Genomic DNA, 19,140 nt, shown 5'->3' with positions numbered 1-19,140 from the left:
GAAACTTATTTATGAAAACGATATTTAAACTGTTCCTCGGGGCTTTTCTCGCGCTCACGTTCAGCAGTTGCAATGATTTTCTGGACATCAACGTCGATCCAAACACCCCGGCGCAACCGGTGCTGGATCTGCTTCTTCCGGCTACGCAGGTTTCCATTGGCGTCCACATCGGCGGGGGCGCCACCAACCGCGTGGCAACGGTCATCATGCAGCACGCGACGCAAAACGGCCCCAGCCGCTTCGACATGAGCGGTTCGACTTTCCAGACGCCCTGGAACGGTATTTACTCGGAAGCCCTGAACGACCTGGAAATCATCATCCGGGAAGGAACCGCCAGAAGCCAGTGGAGCTACGTCGGAATCGCCAAACTCGAAAAAGCATATGTTTACAGTGTGCTGGTCGATCTCTGGGGCGATGTACCGTTCTCGGAAGCGTCGCAGGGTGACGGCAACCTCAGCCCGAAATTCGACAAAGGGGCCGATATTTATGCAGCCGTTTTCAAGCTGATCGACGAAGCAGTGGCGGATCTGAACAAGACGCCGTATGTATCGCCGGGCAATGCGGATCTGTTTTACCGGGGTGATCGGCTGGGCTGGATTCGGGCGGCCAACAGCCTGAAACTGAAGCTCCTGAATCAGATTCGACTCGTTCCGAGCGAACAGGCGCGGGTGAAACAGGAAATCAACGCGCTGATTGCCGGGGGACAGTTGATTCTGACGAATGCGCAGGATTTTACTTTCAAGTTTGGTGCGACCGAGACCCCCCAAAACCGCCACCCGATTCACATCAGCGACTACCGCGCCACGAAGGATTTCTGGATGGATCAGGGCTTTATGGAGCGTCTGTACAATGCCGATGATCCGCGGCTACGCTATTACGTGTATCGCCAGACCAACAATGCCGGGGTCAATTTCACCCGGACCAGCAACGGTTACGGCGGCCGCTTTACGGGTGACCCCACCGGTGCCCCCGCCGACAACGCCGTTCGGGCTACGTTCGGTCTTTATCCCTACGGCGGTTTATACGACAACAATCCCATTAGCAATTTGCCAGCCAGCAACGTATTCTTGACCAACGCGGGCGTCAATACCCCGGCCAATTTCCGGGTGGTGACCACGGCTGACGGCACCGGTGCCGGTATTTTCCCGATCGTTACGGCTTCGATGGTCAACTTTATTCTGGCCGAAGCTGCGCTGACCCTTGGCACAACGGGAGATGCCAAAGAGTATTTCAAAAACGGGATGACCCTGAACCTCAATAGCATCAACAGCTTTGTGCAGGCTCCGGGAAATTCAGGCACGCAACTATCGGCCACGACCATTACCAATTTCGTGACTGATCGGCTGGCAAAATTCGACGCGGCTCCGGCAGCCGGAAAACTGTCGGTGGTGATGACCGAAAAGTACATTTCGCTGTTCGGAAACGGCATCGAATCGTACAACGACTACCGCCGAACCGGCATTCCGACGCTGATGGCTCCGATTTCGCCCCTGAATCCGTTCCCGCTGCGGTTTACGTATTCACAGCGTGAGTTGAACACCAACACGGCGGCCCCGGCCCAGAACAATTTTGTAACCCCGGTTTTCTGGGATTTGTAAACGGTTTACGGTATTTGGTTTACGGTTTACGGTGGCTGACGCATACTTGCTGACGCGTTTTATTGAGCAGGCGTCAGCCACCGTAAACGGAAAACCGTAAACGATAAACTAACTTAAAACACGGTATCAAAAACCGTCAGAACTATATGAAATCACTTGTTTATATAACCTTGTTCTTAACCGCGCTGGTCATTTCAGACGCCTGCCAGACCAAAGATCCCATTCCGCTGGCTCCCGCCGGAGCGGTGGCGGTGGCGAAGGTCAATGCCGCCAAAGCGTATTTTGACGTCACGAATCTGGCGACCACGGATTTTGAGTTTCAGTTGAGTGGTGAGGATTTTGGTCAGGGCGTCGGTGTTAAAGCCATTGAAGTCTGGATCGGATTGAACAGCCCCAAAATTACGCTGGCGGCTTCCATGACCTCCTGTGGCAACGGTGTCGGCTGTCTGTATCCGAGTGGTTCGCTGGCACCATTGCCCAGCCGTCTAGTAGCCAATGACAAGTTGTGGAAAACCTTCTCGACCTTCCCGGCAACGGTTTCCATCAAAGCCAGCGAAGCCGCTGCGGCCGTTGGGGTGTCGCCAACGAGTCTGGTGCTGAACGATACGTTTCAGCTAAAATTTGTGGTCCAGACCAACGATGGCCGTCGTTTCGATGCGTTCCACGACGGGATTTGTGACGAAACCCGGGGGCAAGTGGGCGATTGCCGCCTGGTGATTCGGGTGGATAACAAGAAATCGTTGTACCAACCTTTAAAATAAAACAATATCTTCATCAGCGAAACGGTAGCGTCGTGCCGGTTACGACCGGCATGACGCCTACAAAACCATCTTAACCGACTTGTCATGCAAAAAAAACCGCTTTTCCGGCTGCTGGTCTTCGGACTGGGTTGGCTTCCTACGGCCCTGCTCGCCCAATCGACCCTAACCATAGAGCAACAGGAAGTTCTGGCGGGGCTGGACAGCAAATCGGCCCACTACGGCACACTTTCCAAACAGATTTGGGACTGGGCCGAGGTGGGATACCAGGAACAGAAAAGCTCGGCTTTGTTGCAGGAAGAACTGACCAAAGCAGGTTTTTCGGTGAAAGCCGGGGTTGCCGGTATTCCGACGGCTTTTGTGGCCACCTTCGGAAGCGGCAAACCGGTCATCGGCATTTTGGCAGAATACGACGCCCTGCCCGGCATCACACAGGATGCCACGCCTGACCGAAAACCACTCGACACCAAAAAAGCCGGACATGCCTGCGGACACAATCTGTTCGGACCCGGTTCGGTAGCGTCGGCCATCGCGGTGAAAAACTGGTTGCAGAAATCCGGCAAAGGCGGCACCATCAGGCTCTACGGAACCCCGGCGGAAGAAGGCGGTTCGGGAAAAGTGTACATGGTGCGGGAAGGCCTGTTCAGCGATGTAGACGTGGTTTTACACTGGCATCCCGCCGACCGCAACGGAGCGGATCCGTCGACCTCGCTCGCCAACATCACCGCCAAATTCCGCTTCCGGGGCATTGCGGCCCACGCAGCCGCGTCTCCCGATCGCGGACGGTCGGCCCTCGACGGCGTGGAATCGATGAACTACATGATCAACATGATGCGCGAACACATTCCGTCGGATACGCGGGTGCATTACGTCATTACCAAAGGCGGTGAGGCCCCGAATGTCGTGCCGGACTTTGCGGAGGTCTATTACTACGTCCGGCACAAAAACCGGACGGTTTTGCAGGATGTCTGGAAGCGCATGGTGAAAGCCGCCGAAGGAGCCGGTCTGGGTACGGAAACCAAAATGGAATACGAAATCATCGGTGGCGTCTACAATCTGTTGCCTGTAGAGACTCTGGCGAAACAGATGCACAAAAACCTGAGCCTGGTGGGTGGCGTCACCTACACCCCGGAAGAAACCAAATTTGCCGAGAAGCTGGGCGAATCGTTCGGGGCGACATTTGGCTCCATTCGGAAACCGGGGGAAGCCGCAGCGGTTTCACCTTTCTCGAATAACGACCTTCTCAGCAGCGCGTCGACGGACGTGGGCGACGTGAGCTGGGTGGTTCCGACGGTCGGGCTATCAGCCGCCACCTGGGTTCCGGGAACGGCGGCCCATAGCTGGCAGGCGGTGGCATCGAGCGGCACAAGCATTGGCGTCAAAGGCATGATGGTCGCGGCTAAATCCCTGTCGCTCACCGCCATCGATCTCTTCAAAGATCCAACCCTGATTCAAAAAGCCCACACCGACTGGGAAAAAGCCCGCGGTGGTGCTGCTTTCAAATACGAAGCCTTGCTAGGCGACCGGAAACCGGCGCTGGATTACCGGAAGTAAGAGGTTTACGGTTTTCTGTTTACGGTATTCGGTGGCGGTGACGCGTGCTGCTAAGAATGCGTCAGCCACCGAATACCGTAAACGGAAAACCGTAAACTATTTCAAATACCCCTTTGCCGGGCTCAGAACCGCACGTTTTGGGTAGGCCACACCCCGGTAACTGGTTGGAACGTTCGGGTCACCCCGCTTGTAGGTCGGCAGTTTGGGATAGGGGTAAATCGGGCGTTGAAACCGGATGCTGTTGCTGGCGACGCCACCGCTGTAAGCCGTAGCGATCAATTGATCTGGGGCCTTGCCTTCCTCCACCCAGTTCATGAGTGCGGTCAAAATGTCGTGATCCCGATCCTGCGGAACCGTCAGTGCCAGACTTTGCCCACAGTCGTTCAGGCCCGGCCCTCCCCCGCAGTGTGCCATACCGGGTATCAGAAAAAACCGAAAAAAGTCAGTGGTCTGCTTTGCGCCCCCCTGCGCTTCCACCACCCGCTCGTAGTAGGTGACGGCATCCTGATACGGAACGAGCGGATCAGCGGTTCCGGCATACATCAAAATCTTTCCCCCGCGTTTTTTCAGGGACGACAAATCGGGATTGTTCGCGTTCAGAATGGGGGCCAACACGGAATCCATCCGGTCCTGATCGCGGTCAAAATCGAAAGCCGAGAAATCGAAGTTCGGGCCAAAAACCCATTTGTATTGATAAAAAAGCGAACCCGGTGCCTGTTTCGGATTCTGCTGGTATTCTAGCCCGGCGGATGAGTTTTCGCTCCCGAGTGGCAGGGGTGTATAGATTCGCTCACCCGTTCGGGGGTTCGTTGGTCCGGCGTATACTTGTTTCAGGGCGGTCAGTTGCGCGCTGGTCAGGCAGGTGCCGTCGTCGGTACCTGCCGGGCATTTGGGAAGCGTTTCGGGATCAAACCGGCACGCCCGGGGGTCGGTCAGAAAATTGTCGCCGGGCGCTCCGCCATCCTTCCCGGCACAGGCTTTCACCACCGCCTGGGTGATGAGCGCAATCTTCTCTTTCGGCAGAAACGCGCTTCCCGCTAACTGATTGGTCACCTTGTAATTCCAGACAAAACCGGTGTGCAAATGGGTGCGGTTATTGGCGGGTGCGCCCGCTAAAATACCGTCATAATCGTCCGGATACCGCTGCGCTTCCATGAGTGCCTGCTGCCCGCCGGTCGAGCAACCCGCGAAGTAGGCACGCTGGATCGGCTTTTGATAGTGGGCCTGGGTGATGGCTTTGGCGGTTTTAGTCATCTCGTGCGTGGCCCGGTGGCCAAAATCTGCCCAGCGTTCGGGGTGCCCCACGGCTTCATTCGCATTCGGAGAGGTCCCCATGTCGGTATTGGCCGTTGCGAAACCGCGCTTCAGGCCATTCACCAAAGCTCCGTAGGCAATACTGCCAGCTCCTCCGCCCGTACCGGTTCCCAAAAACCGGCCATTCCACCCGGTTTGGGGAAGCCACACTTCGATGCGGATATTCGACTCTGGCGAAGGTTTCAGCGTAGCCGCCACCCGGCAGAAAGCAGGCAGATCGGGAACGGCCACGCCACTGCCTGGCATTCTGAACGTTCCGGCGGCTACACACTCGGCCATCGTGATGGTGGCTCCCGGAAACGTCTGTCTGGCAAGCTGTTGGCAGGAACAGGAAGTGCTGTCAGTTTGGGCGTACAAGGTAAGATTGCTGCTGAAAGCAAGAAGAAGTGCGGGTATTGTAGAAGGTTTCATGAGATGGCAAAGGGCGTTTTCAAAGGTAAAGAAGATACGGTTGTCTCGCGGAGTTGAGCGGAGATAAGCAGAGAAAAAACTACTCCGCTCGACTCTGCTTACCTCCGCTCAACTCCGCGAAACAACTTTTCAGAAAATAAATCGTACTTTGCAGCCTGAATTCGTTGCGGGTTAACCATCTCGAAATCAGCCTATTTTTTCTTTACGCAATCTATTTTATTCCTATTGACTATGAGCGAAGTAGCCAGCCGATTTAAGCCCGGTGTGATAACGGGCGAAGGCGTCACCGAAATTTTCCGTCATGCCAACGAAAATGACTATGCGCTTCCGGCGGTCAATGTTGTCGGGACCAACTCCGTCAATGCTGTGCTGGAAACCGCAAAAGCCGTCAACTCGCCGGTTATCATCCAGTTCTCGAACGGTGGTGGTATTTTCTACGCGGGAAAGACCCTGTCGAACACCAATCAACAGGCGGCCATTGCCGGTTCGATTTCCGGAGCCCTGCACATTCATAACATCGCGGAATTATACGGTGTCCCCGTGATTCTGCATACCGACCACTGCGCCAAGAAATTGCTGCCCTGGATCGACGGCCTGCTGGAAGCGGGTGAGAAGCATTTTGACCAAACCGGAAAACCGCTGTACAGCTCTCACATGCTCGATTTGTCGGAAGAACCGATCGAAGAGAACATCGAAATCTGCGCCAAATATTTCGAACGGATGGCCAAAATCGGCATGACGCTGGAAATTGAATTGGGCGTAACGGGTGGTGAAGAAGACGGCGTCGATAACTCGGACGTTGATGATTCGAAACTGTATACCCAGCCTTCGGAAGTAGCATATGCCTACGAAGAACTGTCGAAGATTTCTCCGAATTTCACCATTGCCGCAGCTTTCGGAAACGTCCACGGTGTTTACAAACCGGGGAATGTGAAGCTGTCGCCGATCATTCTGAAAAATTCGCAGGATTATATTCAGGAGAAATTCAGTACCGGCCCGCTGCCCGTCAACTTCGTTTTCCACGGCGGATCGGGTTCAAGCCGGGAAGAAATCCGGGAAGCCATCCGTTACGGTGCCATCAAGATGAACATCGATACCGATATTCAGTGGGCTACCTGGGAAGGGGTTAAAAACTACTACGAAGCCAACAAAGATTATTTGCAGGGTCAGCTTGGCAACCCGGCAGGTGCGGATTCTCCCAACAAAAAATACTACGATCCGCGCGTCTGGTTGCGCAAGGGCGAAGAAAGTCTGGTAAGCCGATTGAAAGTGGCTTTCGAAGACCTGAACTGCATCAACCGACTGGCGTAAGGAAGTAAGAGTTATGAGTTATGAATGAAGAGTTATGAGTCGGAAGACTGGTAACTCTTTTTTTTGTGCCTTTACCGGACGAACCCGACCGTTCGCTCATTCATCTGGTCAGACTTTCTTTTCGGCCGATCATTCCCCCATTTCGTCCTGTGCGGTGCTGTAGGTTGACAAAACGCCCCTTTTCCGGTGCAATTTTGAGTCGTTAATCACACCGGGGACCGCCGAAAACCGCTTAGAGTAGGCACTCACAACCACACAATACTATGAAAAAGCAACCATCAAAACTCACGCTGAAAACCGACCAAATTGTCGCTTTGTCGAAATCGCAGGCTGAAAACATTGCCGGTGGCCGCCCGCAACTGATTTCCAAAGATATCTGCGGAAGCAATACCCCAGGCTGTCCGGTTCGGGTATAAACTGCGATTCTGGAACGATTGCCCAAATGATTAGTCCGGCATCGGTAAGGCCGGGGTGTTCACCGTTTTATGGGTGAACACCCCGGCTGTTTTGTTTCCTAACGTACAGCCCCGTCTTGCCATCCATAGTAACGCTTTTGAAAACACCCTGATCTTCGGAATAAACAAGTCCGACAGTTGCTTCTAATTCACGCGTAAAAAGCAATTAAGAATGAGCAATTACCGCATTTAAATCCCGGTTTTTCTACGTTTGTATTATTACATAGCGGTTTTTTAGTAACCTATTGGTTAGTTACTTACCACTACCCTTTCTACATTAAAGTAGGGACAACCCGATCGACTCCAAGGATTATTTTTCAAGTGCATTGAACGGAATGAGGAATTTCTAAAAACTAATCAAGAATTTACTATTTATCTTCGGGTGTAGGTAATCGCAATACTTCCGTATTCTGTATCTTGAGGGAACATTACGAAACGTGCCATGAAAACTTTATCTTTTTTATCCATGACGCTGAACGTCATGTCCATTTCCCGTAGATTTACGACAACGAAAGAATGCCCGCACTGCGGTCGGGATCAGTCGGCAGCAGAACGCATTCCCCGCTCCCTGCTCGTCAAGAGCCTTTTGTTTTATGTTCCCACCCGTACCTACCGTTGCCTGGGCTGTCGAAAAAAATTCGTTAAAATCGGTACTGATTAAACACCTTCACATCTTTTTTTAATCTTGAGAAGAAGTAAAATCTTCACCTCACCATCATTCATTCCGATGTGGTTTTAAGGTATGATTACGAGTGAAATTAAAAACATAATATACTGATCATATCGCCGAACATTGCGTTTTAACTTTAATTCTCCCCATTCCAAAACCACCATTCACACAACAATATCCTACGCCGTCGATTGTCTTATTTCACATACGATAATTTGCGGGGAATGGTAAAAATCTCGGTCTGCCGACCGTCGATATACCGAAAATTCTGTCCGTCGAAAAAACCGTCTTCTTCCAGCATGATCCGCACGGTTTTTTTCCACTCCGGCACATCGACTGCCGCATTCAGTTCAATGGAATAGGCGGTATTCGCATACAGTGGATAATCACCCGAGCCGGGAACCCCACTCTGCTGATCCCACATCCCGATGGTCGGGCCAGCCGCATGACCATGAACACCAATGGGATGCGTGTAAATGGTACCCCGAATGCCCTCCTTCTTCGCCTGCTCCAGGGCTTCCAGAAGCAATTGATTCCCGGTTTTTCCAGCCTTATACCGTTGAGTCAGGATGTCCTGCAACCGGTTTCCCTGCTGAAAGGCCTTGCGCAGCACTTCCGGCACTTCGGTCTCGCCGGGGCGCAAAATGTAGGCATGTTGCTGCTGATCCGTATTGAGCCGCAGGTAGGTGATGCCAAAATCGACGTGCAGCAGATCGCCCGGCATGATTACTTGGCCGGCGGGGCGTTTGGAGAAGGTTTTGAGGTGATCGAAGTCTTTGGGCGACCCGCTCCCCTGCACATCCACCGTGGGATGAAACCAGGTTTCCAGGCCCAGTTCGGTAATCCGCTGGCGAAACCACCACACCACATCCTCGGTCGTGGTGACGCCGGGCTGAATGACCTGTTCCGAGAAGCCTTCCTGAATAATCTGGTGCGACAACCGGCAAATGAGCGGGTAAATGGCCATTTCCTTCTCCGTCCGCGTTTCCAGCCAGCCGACCGACAGCTTCTCCGCCGACACCAGCTTTTTCTGGTCGTCAGCCGGTAATTTTTCCAGAAACTCACCGTGTTCCGTAAAGGTCAGGCCGTCGGCGTGGGCGTAGTTTTTGGAGAAGTTCAGCGCGATTTTCTTCGGTTTCCGGTCCTGAATAATTTTTACCAGGGCCTCCCACTGGTTGGGCCGGACGTCGATGTCCCAGGCCCCTTTGAGCAGATTGCCGACATCATAGCGGGCAATCGCCAGTTTTTCCACGCCTTTATCGCCCCCCTGATCGAAAAAAACCATGATCGTCCGGCGTCGGGCCGACAGCCACGTGCTGGGCAACATGGTTTTCAAAACCGGGTCTTCGTTGTATTCCCGCGAAATAATCACCCACATATCGATGCCCTCCCGGCGCATCAACTGAGGCAGCAGGTTGTTGAAGCGGTCTTCCAGGATTTCATCGACCACGCGCGCCCGTTCGCGTTCGTTCAGGATGGTGGAAGGGGAAAGCGGTTGGGCGGCTAAACCGCAGGCCGAAAAAAGAAGTAGAAAGAGCGAAAGGAGACGGTGGTGCATAGATGAAGTGAAATGTTATTATTCGTTAAAAATACGGATTTTCCGCTCTGGTGAGCAACGGTTGGCTATATTTCGGCATCTTGCAGGAAAATAGATCGCTTCATATACCGCTGTCTGCCGAAAAAACCGTTACAAATAGGTTGCCTCCGTGGGGCAGAATGGTTATTTTCCACTCCGTTTGCTTACCGTATACTTATGAAATACACGCTTACGATTCTTTCCATCCTTTTTTTTGTAAAACTGGTACCGGCTCAGGGCATCCGGGGAACGATCAAAACGACCCAAGGCGAGGTGTTGCCCTACGCGGCTATCGTGGTCAAGGGAACGTCGAGCGGGGCCATTACCAATTCGGAAGGCCGGTATGAAGTGCCGTTAAAACCGGGCAAATACGCCGTGGTTTTCCAGTATTTGGGCTTTCAGGCGCAGGAAAAAGCCGTCGAAATCGGCAGCGACTGGCAAACCATCGACGTGACCATGGAGGAACAGGCCTTTCGCCTGCAGGAAGTGCAGGCCCGAGAAGGCAAGGAAGACCCCGCCTACAGCATCATGCGCCGGGCCATTGCCAAAGCCCGATACCACGAGTTGCAGGTGATGAGTTACACGGCCAAAGCCTATACCAAAACGACCTTCACGATTACGGATCTGCCGATGCAGTTCATGTACAGGAAACAGTTGAAGGAAGCCGAAAAGGAAGGTTTTAAGATCGGCGTTCCGATGCTATACGAATCGGTTTCGGAAGTGACGTTCAAACAGCCTAATACCTACCGTTACCGCCTGATGGCAACCCGTAATTCGATGGGCGACAACATTTCGGTGAGCGATTATTTCCTGACGAGTTTCTACCGCCCGGAGGTCAATAACGCGGTTTCGCCCCTGTCGCCGAAAGCGTTTGCCTACTACAAATTTGAATACCAGGGCACATTCAGCGAGCGCGGCATCGACGTCAGCAAGATTCAGGTCAACCCTCGGGCCTACGGCGAAGGCGTTTTTCGGGGGTATATTTTCATCATTGAAAACAGTTGGGCCATTCACAGTTTGCAGTTGGAAACCCGCAATCCGCTGGGTTTCGACATCAAAATCCGGCAGGTCTACAGCCCGGTGCAAAACGTCTGGTTGCCGGTCAATCAGCGGTATAACCTGGACGGCAAAATTATGGGGGCGGCCGGCAATGCCCAATTCATTATCAGCCAGACGTTTAACAGTTTGAAAGTCAATCCGGCGTTTGTAGAGGATGTTAAAATTGTGGACGAGAAGTTTGAAAAACCGGCGGTTTTGCTCTCCAACAAGGATATAAAAGGACAAAAACTGGAGGATAAAATTGCCAAACAGAAGGAATATTCGACCAAAGATTTCAAAAAGCTGCTAAAAGAATACGAAAAACAGGAATACCAGGCCAAGAAAGAACGTAAGGAAGAAGTCGAAGTTTCCCGCAACGATTCCACGGTTGTCGACTCGCTGGCCGGTAAACGCAGCAACGCGTTCTGGGATTCCCTGCGGACGGTTCCGCTGACCTCGGCCGAACGAATCAGTTACGTCAAGCGGGACAGCCTAAAAATTGTCCGAAAAATTGAAGTGCAGAAAGACAGCACCAAAGCCGTTCGGGATTCGACGAAGAAAAACCGGTCGAGCAAAACCTTCAAACCAGGCCAGTTGATTTCGGGCAACACCTGGAATTTCACGAATCGTACCGCACTCACCTGGGACAGCCCGCTCCAGAAAATTTATTACAACACGGTGGAAGGTTACACCTTTGATATGGGACTACGACTGCGGTATTTCCTCCGAAAACCAGAACGCGACTCCACCCGCCGACGGGTGGTGAACAAACCGACGCCCGACCTGACGATTGGCGGAGCGGGACGCTACGAATTTGGGATAAAGCGGTTGATCGGTACGGGAAGTATGGGCTACACCTATAAAGGTACCAGCGTCGGCATTATGGGCGGGCGCTGGGTCAACCAGTTTAATCCCAACGAGCCGATTAGTCCGTTCCTCAATTCGGTGACGTCGTTACTTTTCGAAAAAAATTACGCCAAATTGTATCAGCGCGACTTCCTGCGCCTGGGCGTTTCGGCCCGTCCGTTCGAGAACCGGATCACGGTTTCGGGGAGTCTGGAATACGCCGAACGAACGGAACTGGCGAATTATAAGGAGAACCTGAAACCGTGGATCGACTGGAATCAGTTCAGTTACAGCCCCAACCGGCCGACCAACGCCGAACTGGGCTCTGCGGCTTTTCCGGTGAATCAGGCGCTGACGCTCAATCTGGCGGTTTCGGGAAAACTGGCGGCTACCCGCTACCGGATTCGAAACGGTCGGCGGGTGGCAAGTCGCAACAACAGCCCCGAACTGACGCTAAACTATCGGAAAGGGATTCCGTTCAATTCCGGTAACACCGAAGTGAGTGATGTGGATTATGATTTTGTCCAGGCCGGTCTGAGTCATTCGTTCGAAACCGGTATTCGGAGTCGCCTGAGCTATAATGTGTCGGCGGGCGGTTTTCTGAACGACAAAACCGTCTTCTTCCCGGATTTCAAGCATTTTCAGGGCAACGAGTTTTTCCTGCAACAGGGCGATCCGACGTCCATTTTCAGGATGTTACCGTATTATCAGTACAGCACCGGAAAGCGGTTTGTGGAAGGCCACGTGCTGATGGAATACCGCAAATTCCTGATTACCCAACTAACGCTCGTTCGGTTGACCGGTTTGAAAGAAAACCTGTTTGTCCACTACCTCGGCACTCCCAATTCCAAAAATTACACCGAAGTCGGTTATGCCCTCGACGGCCTGATTCCGGGCATTTTCCCGTTTTTCCGGGTGGAGGTGATTTCGCAGTGGCAGGATTGGCAGTACCAGAAACTCGGTTTCCGGATCGGAACGACGCTGAAGTTCCGGTAACCGATTCGTTTAATAACTCCGGCGGAGTTTTCTGTCAATAGAACAACAACGCTGGAAAATTCCAAAGCTCCGGCGGAGCGTCCTTTATTTTCAGGACGCTCCGCCGGAGCTTTTTCTATTGACGGCATAATTTAACTATTGACAGTATGCCCCGCCGGGGCAAAATACAATCCGCATTTTAAAATTCACCGTTGTCGATCGCGTTTCGCGAGTGATAACGGTGAATGGAGGCAAGTTAAATCCGAATTAAAATACCCTAAAAACCTTTAAAAGCGGCATTTCACCTAAAACCGCCTATTCAAAAAGACGTAAAAGGGCGTTAAAAATACCGCTGTCAGGGTCTTCGACCGTATCGACGGCCCGGTGCTAACAGGGTATTTTTAACGCCCTTTTAACAAAAATTTCATTCGCTTTAAATCCCGTCGGGCTTAGTTTGTGGCAAGCAAAGCCAGACAATGGGTCTTATCCACCACATAACGCTAACGGTCAGCCTGATTTGGGCGGTACTATTCCGGGTCTACCCGGCGGTAGCCGACTCGGTTTTTACCGCAGCGCCAAACGTCCAGACGACCGTTCTCCGGGATACCCACAAAACCCATCCGATTCCCGACTCAGCCGTTTTTCTGGTTCAGGACGAAGACGAGCAAACCTCGCTGCGCGTCACTTCTGATTTTTTGCCGTCACTTCCGGTTGCTTTGCCGGGTCTGCTGATGGCGCTGGTGCTGCTCCAACCCATTTTGCGGATTACGGTTACCACACGGGTGGGGCTATCTCAGCCTTACTACCTGTTATTCTGTTCGTTACGCATCCCTTCGGTTTAAAATCTCCGGGCTGATTTTGCCCCAGTGCCTCCCAATTCTTTACCGCCATCCGGCGCAGTACGCTCTTAAAACATACATACAATTCATCATGAAAAGGATTCTTCTTTTCGTGTTTGGGTGCTTGGTCAGTTGTCCAATGGTTTCGTTTGCACAAAGCGATACCCTGCGGCTGACACTCGCCCAGGCCGAAGCACAGTTCCGTCAGAACAATTTGCAACTGATGGCGACCAAACTGGGCATCAATGAAAACCAGGCCTACGAGTTTCAGGCGAAACTCTGGAACAATCCAAGCCTCTACGTTGAACAGATGCCGTACAATGCCCAGACGAAGGAAGTAATGCCAGTCCGGCAGCGGAATTCGGAGCAGGTAGTCCAATTGCAGCAATTGCTGCTGCTGGCTGGCAAACGGAACAAACAACTCGCGATTGCCCGCACCAATACCGAGCTGGCCAACGACCGGTTTTACGACTTGTTGCGGACGCTCAACTACCAGCTACGAACCACGTTTTACGACCTGTATTATACGCAGCAGGCGCTCCAGGTGTACGAACAGGAAACCGGCACGCTCCGGCAAACCGTCAGCTTATTTCAGCAGCAATACGACAAAGGCAATGTGCCGCTGAAAGACCTGACCCGGTTGAAAGCCTACCTGTTCAATCTGACCTCCGAGCGCCAGCAACTGCTCCGGAAATTGACCGACGACCAGGCCGATCTGGCTGTCTTACTGAATGCCAGCCCTTCACTCACCCTACAACCCGTGCTGGAAAATACGGAGGCCGTTCAGCCTGCCGTCGGTCAACTCAATCTGAATGAGCTGATTAAAACCGCTGAAGAAAACCGCTACGATTTGAAAGCGTTCCGGGACCAGGCCATTCAGGAAAAGCAGAATCTGGCGTTGCAGAAGGCCATGGCGGTTCCGGATTTGTCGGTGCAGGCCACTTATGATCGCAATGCGGGCTACATTCCAAACTACGTGGGGATCGGCGTTGGCATCAATCTGCCGGTTTTCAACAAAAATCAAGGCAACATCAAAGCCGCTGCCATCCGGATGCAGAGCAGCCAGCAGGCCACGGATGCCTACACAGTTCAGGTCGAAAGCGATGTGCAACGGGCGTTTAAAAAAGTGCAGCAAACCGATCAGGTGTACCGCACATTCGACCAGAAATTCAATGGCGACTTTAGCCGCCTGATCGAGGGCGTCACGACCAATTACCGGAAACAAAACATCGACGTGGTCGAATTTCTGGACTTCTTCGACTCCTTCAAATCCAGCCAGATTCAATACAACCAACTGCAAAACGACCGGATGCAAAGTCTGGAAGAACTCAATTTTGCCGTTGGTACCACCCTATTCACGAAATAAGCAACGGTTTTAATCCGCACGGTCATGCAAACGAAGCATCTCTTAAAAACATTGAAATTTTCAACCCATCCGGCTTGGTATTTAACGGCCTTTCTTCTTATGATCGGGTTGGCCGGATGCCAGTCCTCAGCCAATCCAGAAGACAACGCCGACGAAGCAACAACGCAGAAAGTCAATCTATTGGCCACTGCCAAACTGGATACGGCCCGGCTGCTGCCCGTCAACAACGAACTGAACCTGACCGGCAAAATCACCTTCAACCAGGACAAGGTGGTGAAAGTGTTTCCGCTGGTGGGCGGGCACATCGAAGAGGTCAAAACCGACCTCGGCGATTACGTGAAACGCGGTCAGGTACTGGCCATCATTCGTTCCGGCGACATGGCGGATCTGGCCCAGCAGGCCATTTCGGCGAAAGGGCAACTGGCCGTAGCCCGGAAAAACCTTCAGGTAACGGAAGACATGTCGAAAGCCGGTTTGACGGCCCAGAAAGACCTCATTGCCGCCCGCGAACAGATGCAAGCCGCTCAGGGTGAAGTCAATCGGGTGGCGGAGCGCAAAAGCATTCTTGGCGGTTCGGGTTCCATTTATGTTGTAAAAGCCCCGGTTGACGGTTTTGTGGTTGAAAAAAATGCGGCTCAGGGCATGGAACTCCGCTCGGATGATCCCGAAAATCTGTTCACGATTTCGAACCTCGACCAAGTCTGGGTGTTGGCCAACGTCTACGAATCGGATCTGGCCAACGTGAAAGAAGGCTTCCATGCGACGATCACTACCCTCTCCTACCCCGACCGGATTTTTAAAGGAAAAATCGATAAAATCTTCAGCGTCCTGGACCCCGAAAGCAAAACCATGAAAGTGCGGGTGACATTACTGAATGCAGATTTTACGCTGAAACCGGAAATGTTCGCCAATGTGCGCGTTGAGTATGCCGGTCACGAACAACGGGTTGGCATCCCGGCCAAAGCCATTGTGTTCGACAAAAGCCGCAATTTCGTCGTGGCCGTCAACTCCCGGAATCAGCCGGTGGTGCGCGAAGTCGATCTTTTCAAAACCATCGGCGACATCACCTACCTCAACAGCGGCCTGAAACCCGGCGACCGGGTCGTGAAACAAAATCAACTGCTGATTTACAATGCCTTAGGAAACTAATTGAGCGATTTGTGATTGAGCGATTGAGTGAGCTGCTGGTGTGCGGTTTTACTCATGACCTCATCACAGCGAAGCTTATTCACTCATTCGCTCAATCACAAATCACTCATTGAACAACATGAACAAGTTCATCAAAAATATCATCTCGTTCTCGCTGAAGAACCGGTTTTTTATTTTCTTCCTGACGGCATTAGCGGTGGTTGCGGGTTTTGTCAGCTACCAGAACACGCCCATTGAAGCTTTCCCGGACGTCACCAATACCCAGATTACCATCATCACGCAATGGCCGGGCCGGAGTGCGGAAGAAATTGAGAAGTTTGTGACGATTCCGATTGAGATTGGATTGAATTCGGTTCAGAAAAAAACCGACATCCGCTCGACCACGCTGTTTGGTTTATCCGTCGTCAAAATCATGTTTGAAGACGGTGTCGACGATGCCTTTGCCCGTCAGCAGGTCAACAATCTGTTGGGCAGCATCGACATTCCTGATGGCGTCAAACCGGATGTGCAACCGCCCTACGGCCCAACCGGCGAGATTTTCCGCTATACCCTCAAAAGCAGCACCCGCACCAGCCGCGAACTGAAAACCATGCAGGACTGGGTAGTGGAACGTCAGCTCAAAAGCGTGCCGGGCGTGGCGGATGTCGTCAGTTTCGGGGGCGAAGCGAAGACGTACGAAATCTCGGTCGATCCGCGCCGGTTGCTCGACTACGGCATTACGCCCCTGCAATTGTACCAGGCCGTCGCCAATTCCAACGTCAACGTCGGCGGTGATGTGATCGAGAAAAATTCAGAAGCCTACGTCGTTCGCGGCATCGGGTTGCTGAAAAACAGCCAGGACATTGGCAACGTCATCATCAAAAACGCCAACGGAACACCGATCATGGTGCGCAACGTGGCCCAGGTTTCGGAATCGGCGTTGCCGCGATTGGGTCAGGCCGGGCGCGACAACCAGAACGATGTTGTCGAGTGTATCGTCGTGATGCGCAAGGGCGAAAACCCCAGCGAGGTGATTGAAAACGTCAAAGCGAAAATCAACGAACTGAATACCAGCATTTTGCCAGCAGACGTTCAAATCGACACGTTCTATAACCGCGAAACCCTGATTCATTTTGCGACGCACACAGTGACGCATAACCTGATTGAAGGACTCGTTTTCGTGACAGTCATCGTTTTCCTGTTCATGGCCGACTGGCGAACCACGATCATTGTCTCCATCGTCATTCCGCTGGCGTTGCTCTTCGCGTTCATCTGTCTGCGGCTGAAAGGCATGTCGGCCAATCTGCTCTCGATGGGGGCCATCGACTTCGGGATTATTGTCGACGGCGCGGTGGTAATGGTGGAAGGAATCTTTGTCACGCTGGACGAAATGGCATTGCACAACGGAATGCCGAAATTCAACAAACTCGCCAAACTCAGCGTGTTGCGCAAAACCGGGACGGAAATGGGCAAGGCGATTTTCTTCTCCAAACTGATCATCATCACCTGCCTGATTCCCATCTTTTCGTTTCAGAAAGTGGAAGGCAAAATGTTCTCCCCGCTGGCCTGGACACTCGGTTTTGCCTTACTCGGCGCGTTGATTTTCACCCTGACGCTCGTACCGGTTCTGGCGAGTTTTCTACTGAAAACCAACGTTCGGGAAAAACACAATCCGGTGGTCAACGTCATCACGAAATACGCGACCAAAACCTTTGGCTTCACGTTTGCGCACAAAAAACTGAGTCTACTTTTTGCCTTAGGTCTCGTGGTGGTGGGTTTGTCGGGTTTCAAATTACTCGGAACAGAGTTTTTGCCAGAACTGGACGAAGGCTCGATTTACGTCCGGGCCAGTATGCCGATGAGCATTTCATTGCCCGAATCAGTCAAACTGACCACGCAAATGCGGCACGTTTTCGAGCAGTTTCCGGAAGTGAAAGGCGTCATTTCGCAAACCGGCCGACCCAACGACGGCACTGATCCCACCGGTTTTTACAACATCGAATTTCTGGTCAGCATTTTCCCGAAAGAAGAATGGAAAAGTGGGATAACAAAAGCGCAACTCATCAGTCAGATGCAGAAAAAGCTGGCGGTTTTTCCGGGCGTCGATTTCGGGTTTTCGCAGCCGATTATGGACAACGTGGCCGAAGCGGTTTCGGGCGTCAAAGGTTCGATTGCGGTCAAAGTCTACGGCCCGGATTTGTACACATTGGAACATAAATCCAACGAAATTCAGAAGCAACTGGCCACCGTCAATGGCATCACCGACCTCGGCGTGATCCGCAACATTGGTCAGCCGGAACTGCGGATCGAGCTGGACGAACAGAAGTTAGCGCTCTACGGCGTCGATAAAGCCAACGCCCAAACCGTAGTCGAAATGGCCATCGGCGGAAAAGCCGCGACGCAGATTTACGAGGGCGAACGGAAGTTTGACCTCCGGATTCGCTACGACCAGCCGTTTCGCTCCAACGAAGCCGAAATTGGCAATCTGATGGTGCCAACCAACAACGGTTCGCAGATTCCAATCAAGGAAATCGCCAAAATCTACACCCAAACCGGCCCGATCCTGATCTACCGCGAAGGCAACCAACGCTACGGCGCGGTGAAGTTTTCGGTTCGGGGCCGCGACATGGGAAGTGCCGTGACGGAAGCGCAGCAGAAAGTGACGGCCAACGTCAAACTACCCCAGGGCTACTCGATCAAATGGGCGGGGGACTTTGAAAACCAGCAACGGGCCACCGCCCGGCTGGAACAGGTGGTTCCACTCAGCTTGCTCGGTATTTTCTTCATTCTGTTCGTGCTGTTTGGCAACGTCAAAGATGCCGGGCTGGTGTTGTTCAACGTGCCGTTTGCCATCATCGGCGGCATTGCGGCACTGCTCATCACCCACGTCAATTTCAGCATTTCGGCCGGGATTGGCTTCATTGCGCTGTTCGGAATCTGTATTCAGAACGGGGTGATTCTGATCTCGGTTTTCAAGAAAAACCTGCACAACCGACTCAGTCTCAACGATTCCATTAAACAGGGCGTGATTTCGCGGGTGCGGCCGGTGGTGATGACGGCGATGATGGCGGCTATTGGGCTCATTCCGGCGGCCATTTCCACCGGCATCGGTTCCGAAACCTCCAAACCGCTGGCGATTGTGGTCATCGGTGGTCTGATAACCGCCACGTTTTTGACGCTTTTCATCTTTCCACTGGTCTTTTATGTGTTCTATCGGCCGAAAACCCTGGCGCCCGTTTAAAAATATTTTGGCAATGTTTTAAGAGAATCGGTACAGACCCGCCAACTTTGGCGGGTTTTG

Annotated in this window: 13 protein-coding genes; 11 read left to right on the top strand and 2 right to left on the bottom strand. The window is 52.6% G+C overall.

The features are described 5' to 3' along the window. The first annotated feature begins 11 nt into the window (after positions 1-11). The 3 genes from ACS5NO_RS10545 (at position 12) to ACS5NO_RS10535 (ending at position 3,910) form a co-directional block, all read left to right on the top strand. Positions 12-1,598, top strand: a complete 1,587-nt coding sequence (locus ACS5NO_RS10545) for a SusD/RagB family nutrient-binding outer membrane lipoprotein (RefSeq protein ID WP_439415118.1) — start codon at positions 12-14, stop codon at positions 1,596-1,598. 146 nt (positions 1,599-1,744) lie between these two features. Beyond that, positions 1,745-2,359 (top strand): hypothetical protein, encoded by a 615-nt coding sequence (locus tag ACS5NO_RS10540; RefSeq protein ID WP_439415117.1) that lies wholly within the window; start codon positions 1,745-1,747, stop codon positions 2,357-2,359. Between the two features lie 84 nt (positions 2,360-2,443). Beyond that, the gene (locus ACS5NO_RS10535; protein WP_439415116.1) at positions 2,444-3,910 is read left to right on the top strand and encodes an amidohydrolase; all 1,467 of its coding nucleotides are present in this window, start codon (positions 2,444-2,446) and stop codon (positions 3,908-3,910) included. A gap of 96 nt (positions 3,911-4,006) precedes the next feature. Here the strand turns inward: ACS5NO_RS10535 and ACS5NO_RS10530 are convergent, their stop codons facing one another. Then, entirely contained in the window at positions 4,007-5,635 is a 1,629-nt protein-coding gene (locus tag ACS5NO_RS10530; RefSeq protein WP_439415115.1) for a tannase/feruloyl esterase family alpha/beta hydrolase, read from the bottom strand. A gap of 231 nt (positions 5,636-5,866) precedes the next feature. Here ACS5NO_RS10530 and fbaA point away from each other — a divergent pair, with 231 nt between their 5' ends. The 3 genes from fbaA (at position 5,867) to ACS5NO_RS10515 (ending at position 8,062) form a co-directional block, all read left to right on the top strand. Continuing rightward, entirely contained in the window at positions 5,867-6,946 is a 1,080-nt protein-coding gene (gene fbaA / locus ACS5NO_RS10525; RefSeq protein WP_439415114.1) for a class II fructose-bisphosphate aldolase, read from the top strand. A gap of 263 nt (positions 6,947-7,209) precedes the next feature. Beyond that, positions 7,210-7,362: a class I lanthipeptide gene (locus tag ACS5NO_RS10520; protein WP_439415113.1), complete on the top strand. Its 153-nt coding sequence runs from the start codon at positions 7,210-7,212 to the stop codon at positions 7,360-7,362. Positions 7,363-7,843: 481 nt separating this feature from the next. Next, complete coding sequence (locus tag ACS5NO_RS10515) at positions 7,844-8,062, top strand: hypothetical protein (protein WP_439415112.1); 219 nt, start codon at positions 7,844-7,846, stop codon at positions 8,060-8,062. A 205-nt stretch (positions 8,063-8,267) separates the two neighbouring features. Here the strand turns inward: ACS5NO_RS10515 and ACS5NO_RS10510 are convergent, their stop codons facing one another. Then, positions 8,268-9,629, bottom strand: a complete 1,362-nt coding sequence (locus ACS5NO_RS10510) for a M24 family metallopeptidase (protein ID WP_439415111.1) — start codon at positions 9,627-9,629, stop codon at positions 8,268-8,270. Between the two features lie 195 nt (positions 9,630-9,824). Between ACS5NO_RS10510 and ACS5NO_RS10505 the strand changes: the two genes are divergently transcribed. The 5 genes from ACS5NO_RS10505 to ACS5NO_RS10485 all read left to right on the top strand — a co-directional run bounded on the left by ACS5NO_RS10505 (position 9,825) and on the right by ACS5NO_RS10485 (position 19,080). Then, positions 9,825-12,527, top strand: a complete 2,703-nt coding sequence (locus tag ACS5NO_RS10505) for a DUF5686 and carboxypeptidase regulatory-like domain-containing protein (RefSeq protein WP_439415110.1) — start codon at positions 9,825-9,827, stop codon at positions 12,525-12,527. A 455-nt stretch (positions 12,528-12,982) separates the two neighbouring features. Then, a complete protein-coding gene (locus tag ACS5NO_RS10500) occupies positions 12,983-13,348 on the top strand; it encodes a hypothetical protein (RefSeq protein WP_439415109.1) in 366 nt (121 codons plus the stop codon). Between the two features lie 88 nt (positions 13,349-13,436). Beyond that, positions 13,437-14,711: a TolC family protein gene (locus tag ACS5NO_RS10495; RefSeq protein WP_439415108.1), complete on the top strand. Its 1,275-nt coding sequence runs from the start codon at positions 13,437-13,439 to the stop codon at positions 14,709-14,711. Between the two features lie 99 nt (positions 14,712-14,810). After that, entirely contained in the window at positions 14,811-15,860 is a 1,050-nt protein-coding gene (locus ACS5NO_RS10490) for an efflux RND transporter periplasmic adaptor subunit (RefSeq protein WP_439415107.1), read from the top strand. Between the two features lie 118 nt (positions 15,861-15,978). Beyond that, positions 15,979-19,080, top strand: coding sequence for an efflux RND transporter permease subunit (locus ACS5NO_RS10485; RefSeq protein WP_439415106.1), 3,102 nt, complete (start codon positions 15,979-15,981; stop codon positions 19,078-19,080). The last annotated feature ends 60 nt before the right edge of the window (positions 19,081-19,140 follow it).

Origin of the sequence: Larkinella fluvii (genome assembly GCF_051857545.1) — a bacterium.
Classification (GTDB): Bacteria; Bacteroidota; Bacteroidia; order Cytophagales; family Spirosomataceae; genus Larkinella.
The sequence above is the reverse complement of the archived record's forward strand: the minus strand, read 5'-3'. Positions and strand labels throughout refer to the sequence as shown.

Bases quoted from the DNA above. Each gene is read 5' to 3' on its own strand.
- ACS5NO_RS10490 (WP_439415107.1), top strand. From the start codon at position 14,811: ATGATCGGGTTGGCCGGATGCCAGTCCTCAGCCAATCCAGAAGACAAC.
- ACS5NO_RS10510 (WP_439415111.1), bottom strand. From the start codon at position 9,629: ATGCACCACCGTCTCCTTTCGCTCTTTCTACTTCTTTTTTCGGCCTGC.
- ACS5NO_RS10505 (WP_439415110.1), top strand. From the start codon at position 9,825: ATGAAATACACGCTTACGATTCTTTCCATCCTTTTTTTTGTAAAACTG.
- ACS5NO_RS10500 (WP_439415109.1), top strand. From the start codon at position 12,983: ATGGGTCTTATCCACCACATAACGCTAACGGTCAGCCTGATTTGGGCG.
- ACS5NO_RS10530 (WP_439415115.1), bottom strand. From the start codon at position 5,635: ATGAAACCTTCTACAATACCCGCACTTCTTCTTGCTTTCAGCAGCAAT.
- ACS5NO_RS10515 (WP_439415112.1), top strand. From the start codon at position 7,844: ATGAAAACTTTATCTTTTTTATCCATGACGCTGAACGTCATGTCCATT.
- ACS5NO_RS10485 (WP_439415106.1), top strand. From the start codon at position 15,979: ATGAACAAGTTCATCAAAAATATCATCTCGTTCTCGCTGAAGAACCGG.
- ACS5NO_RS10545 (WP_439415118.1), top strand. From the start codon at position 12: ATGAAAACGATATTTAAACTGTTCCTCGGGGCTTTTCTCGCGCTCACG.
- ACS5NO_RS10495 (WP_439415108.1), top strand. From the start codon at position 13,437: ATGAAAAGGATTCTTCTTTTCGTGTTTGGGTGCTTGGTCAGTTGTCCA.
- ACS5NO_RS10520 (WP_439415113.1), top strand. From the start codon at position 7,210: ATGAAAAAGCAACCATCAAAACTCACGCTGAAAACCGACCAAATTGTC.
- ACS5NO_RS10540 (WP_439415117.1), top strand. From the start codon at position 1,745: ATGAAATCACTTGTTTATATAACCTTGTTCTTAACCGCGCTGGTCATT.
- fbaA (WP_439415114.1), top strand. From the start codon at position 5,867: ATGAGCGAAGTAGCCAGCCGATTTAAGCCCGGTGTGATAACGGGCGAA.
- ACS5NO_RS10535 (WP_439415116.1), top strand. From the start codon at position 2,444: ATGCAAAAAAAACCGCTTTTCCGGCTGCTGGTCTTCGGACTGGGTTGG.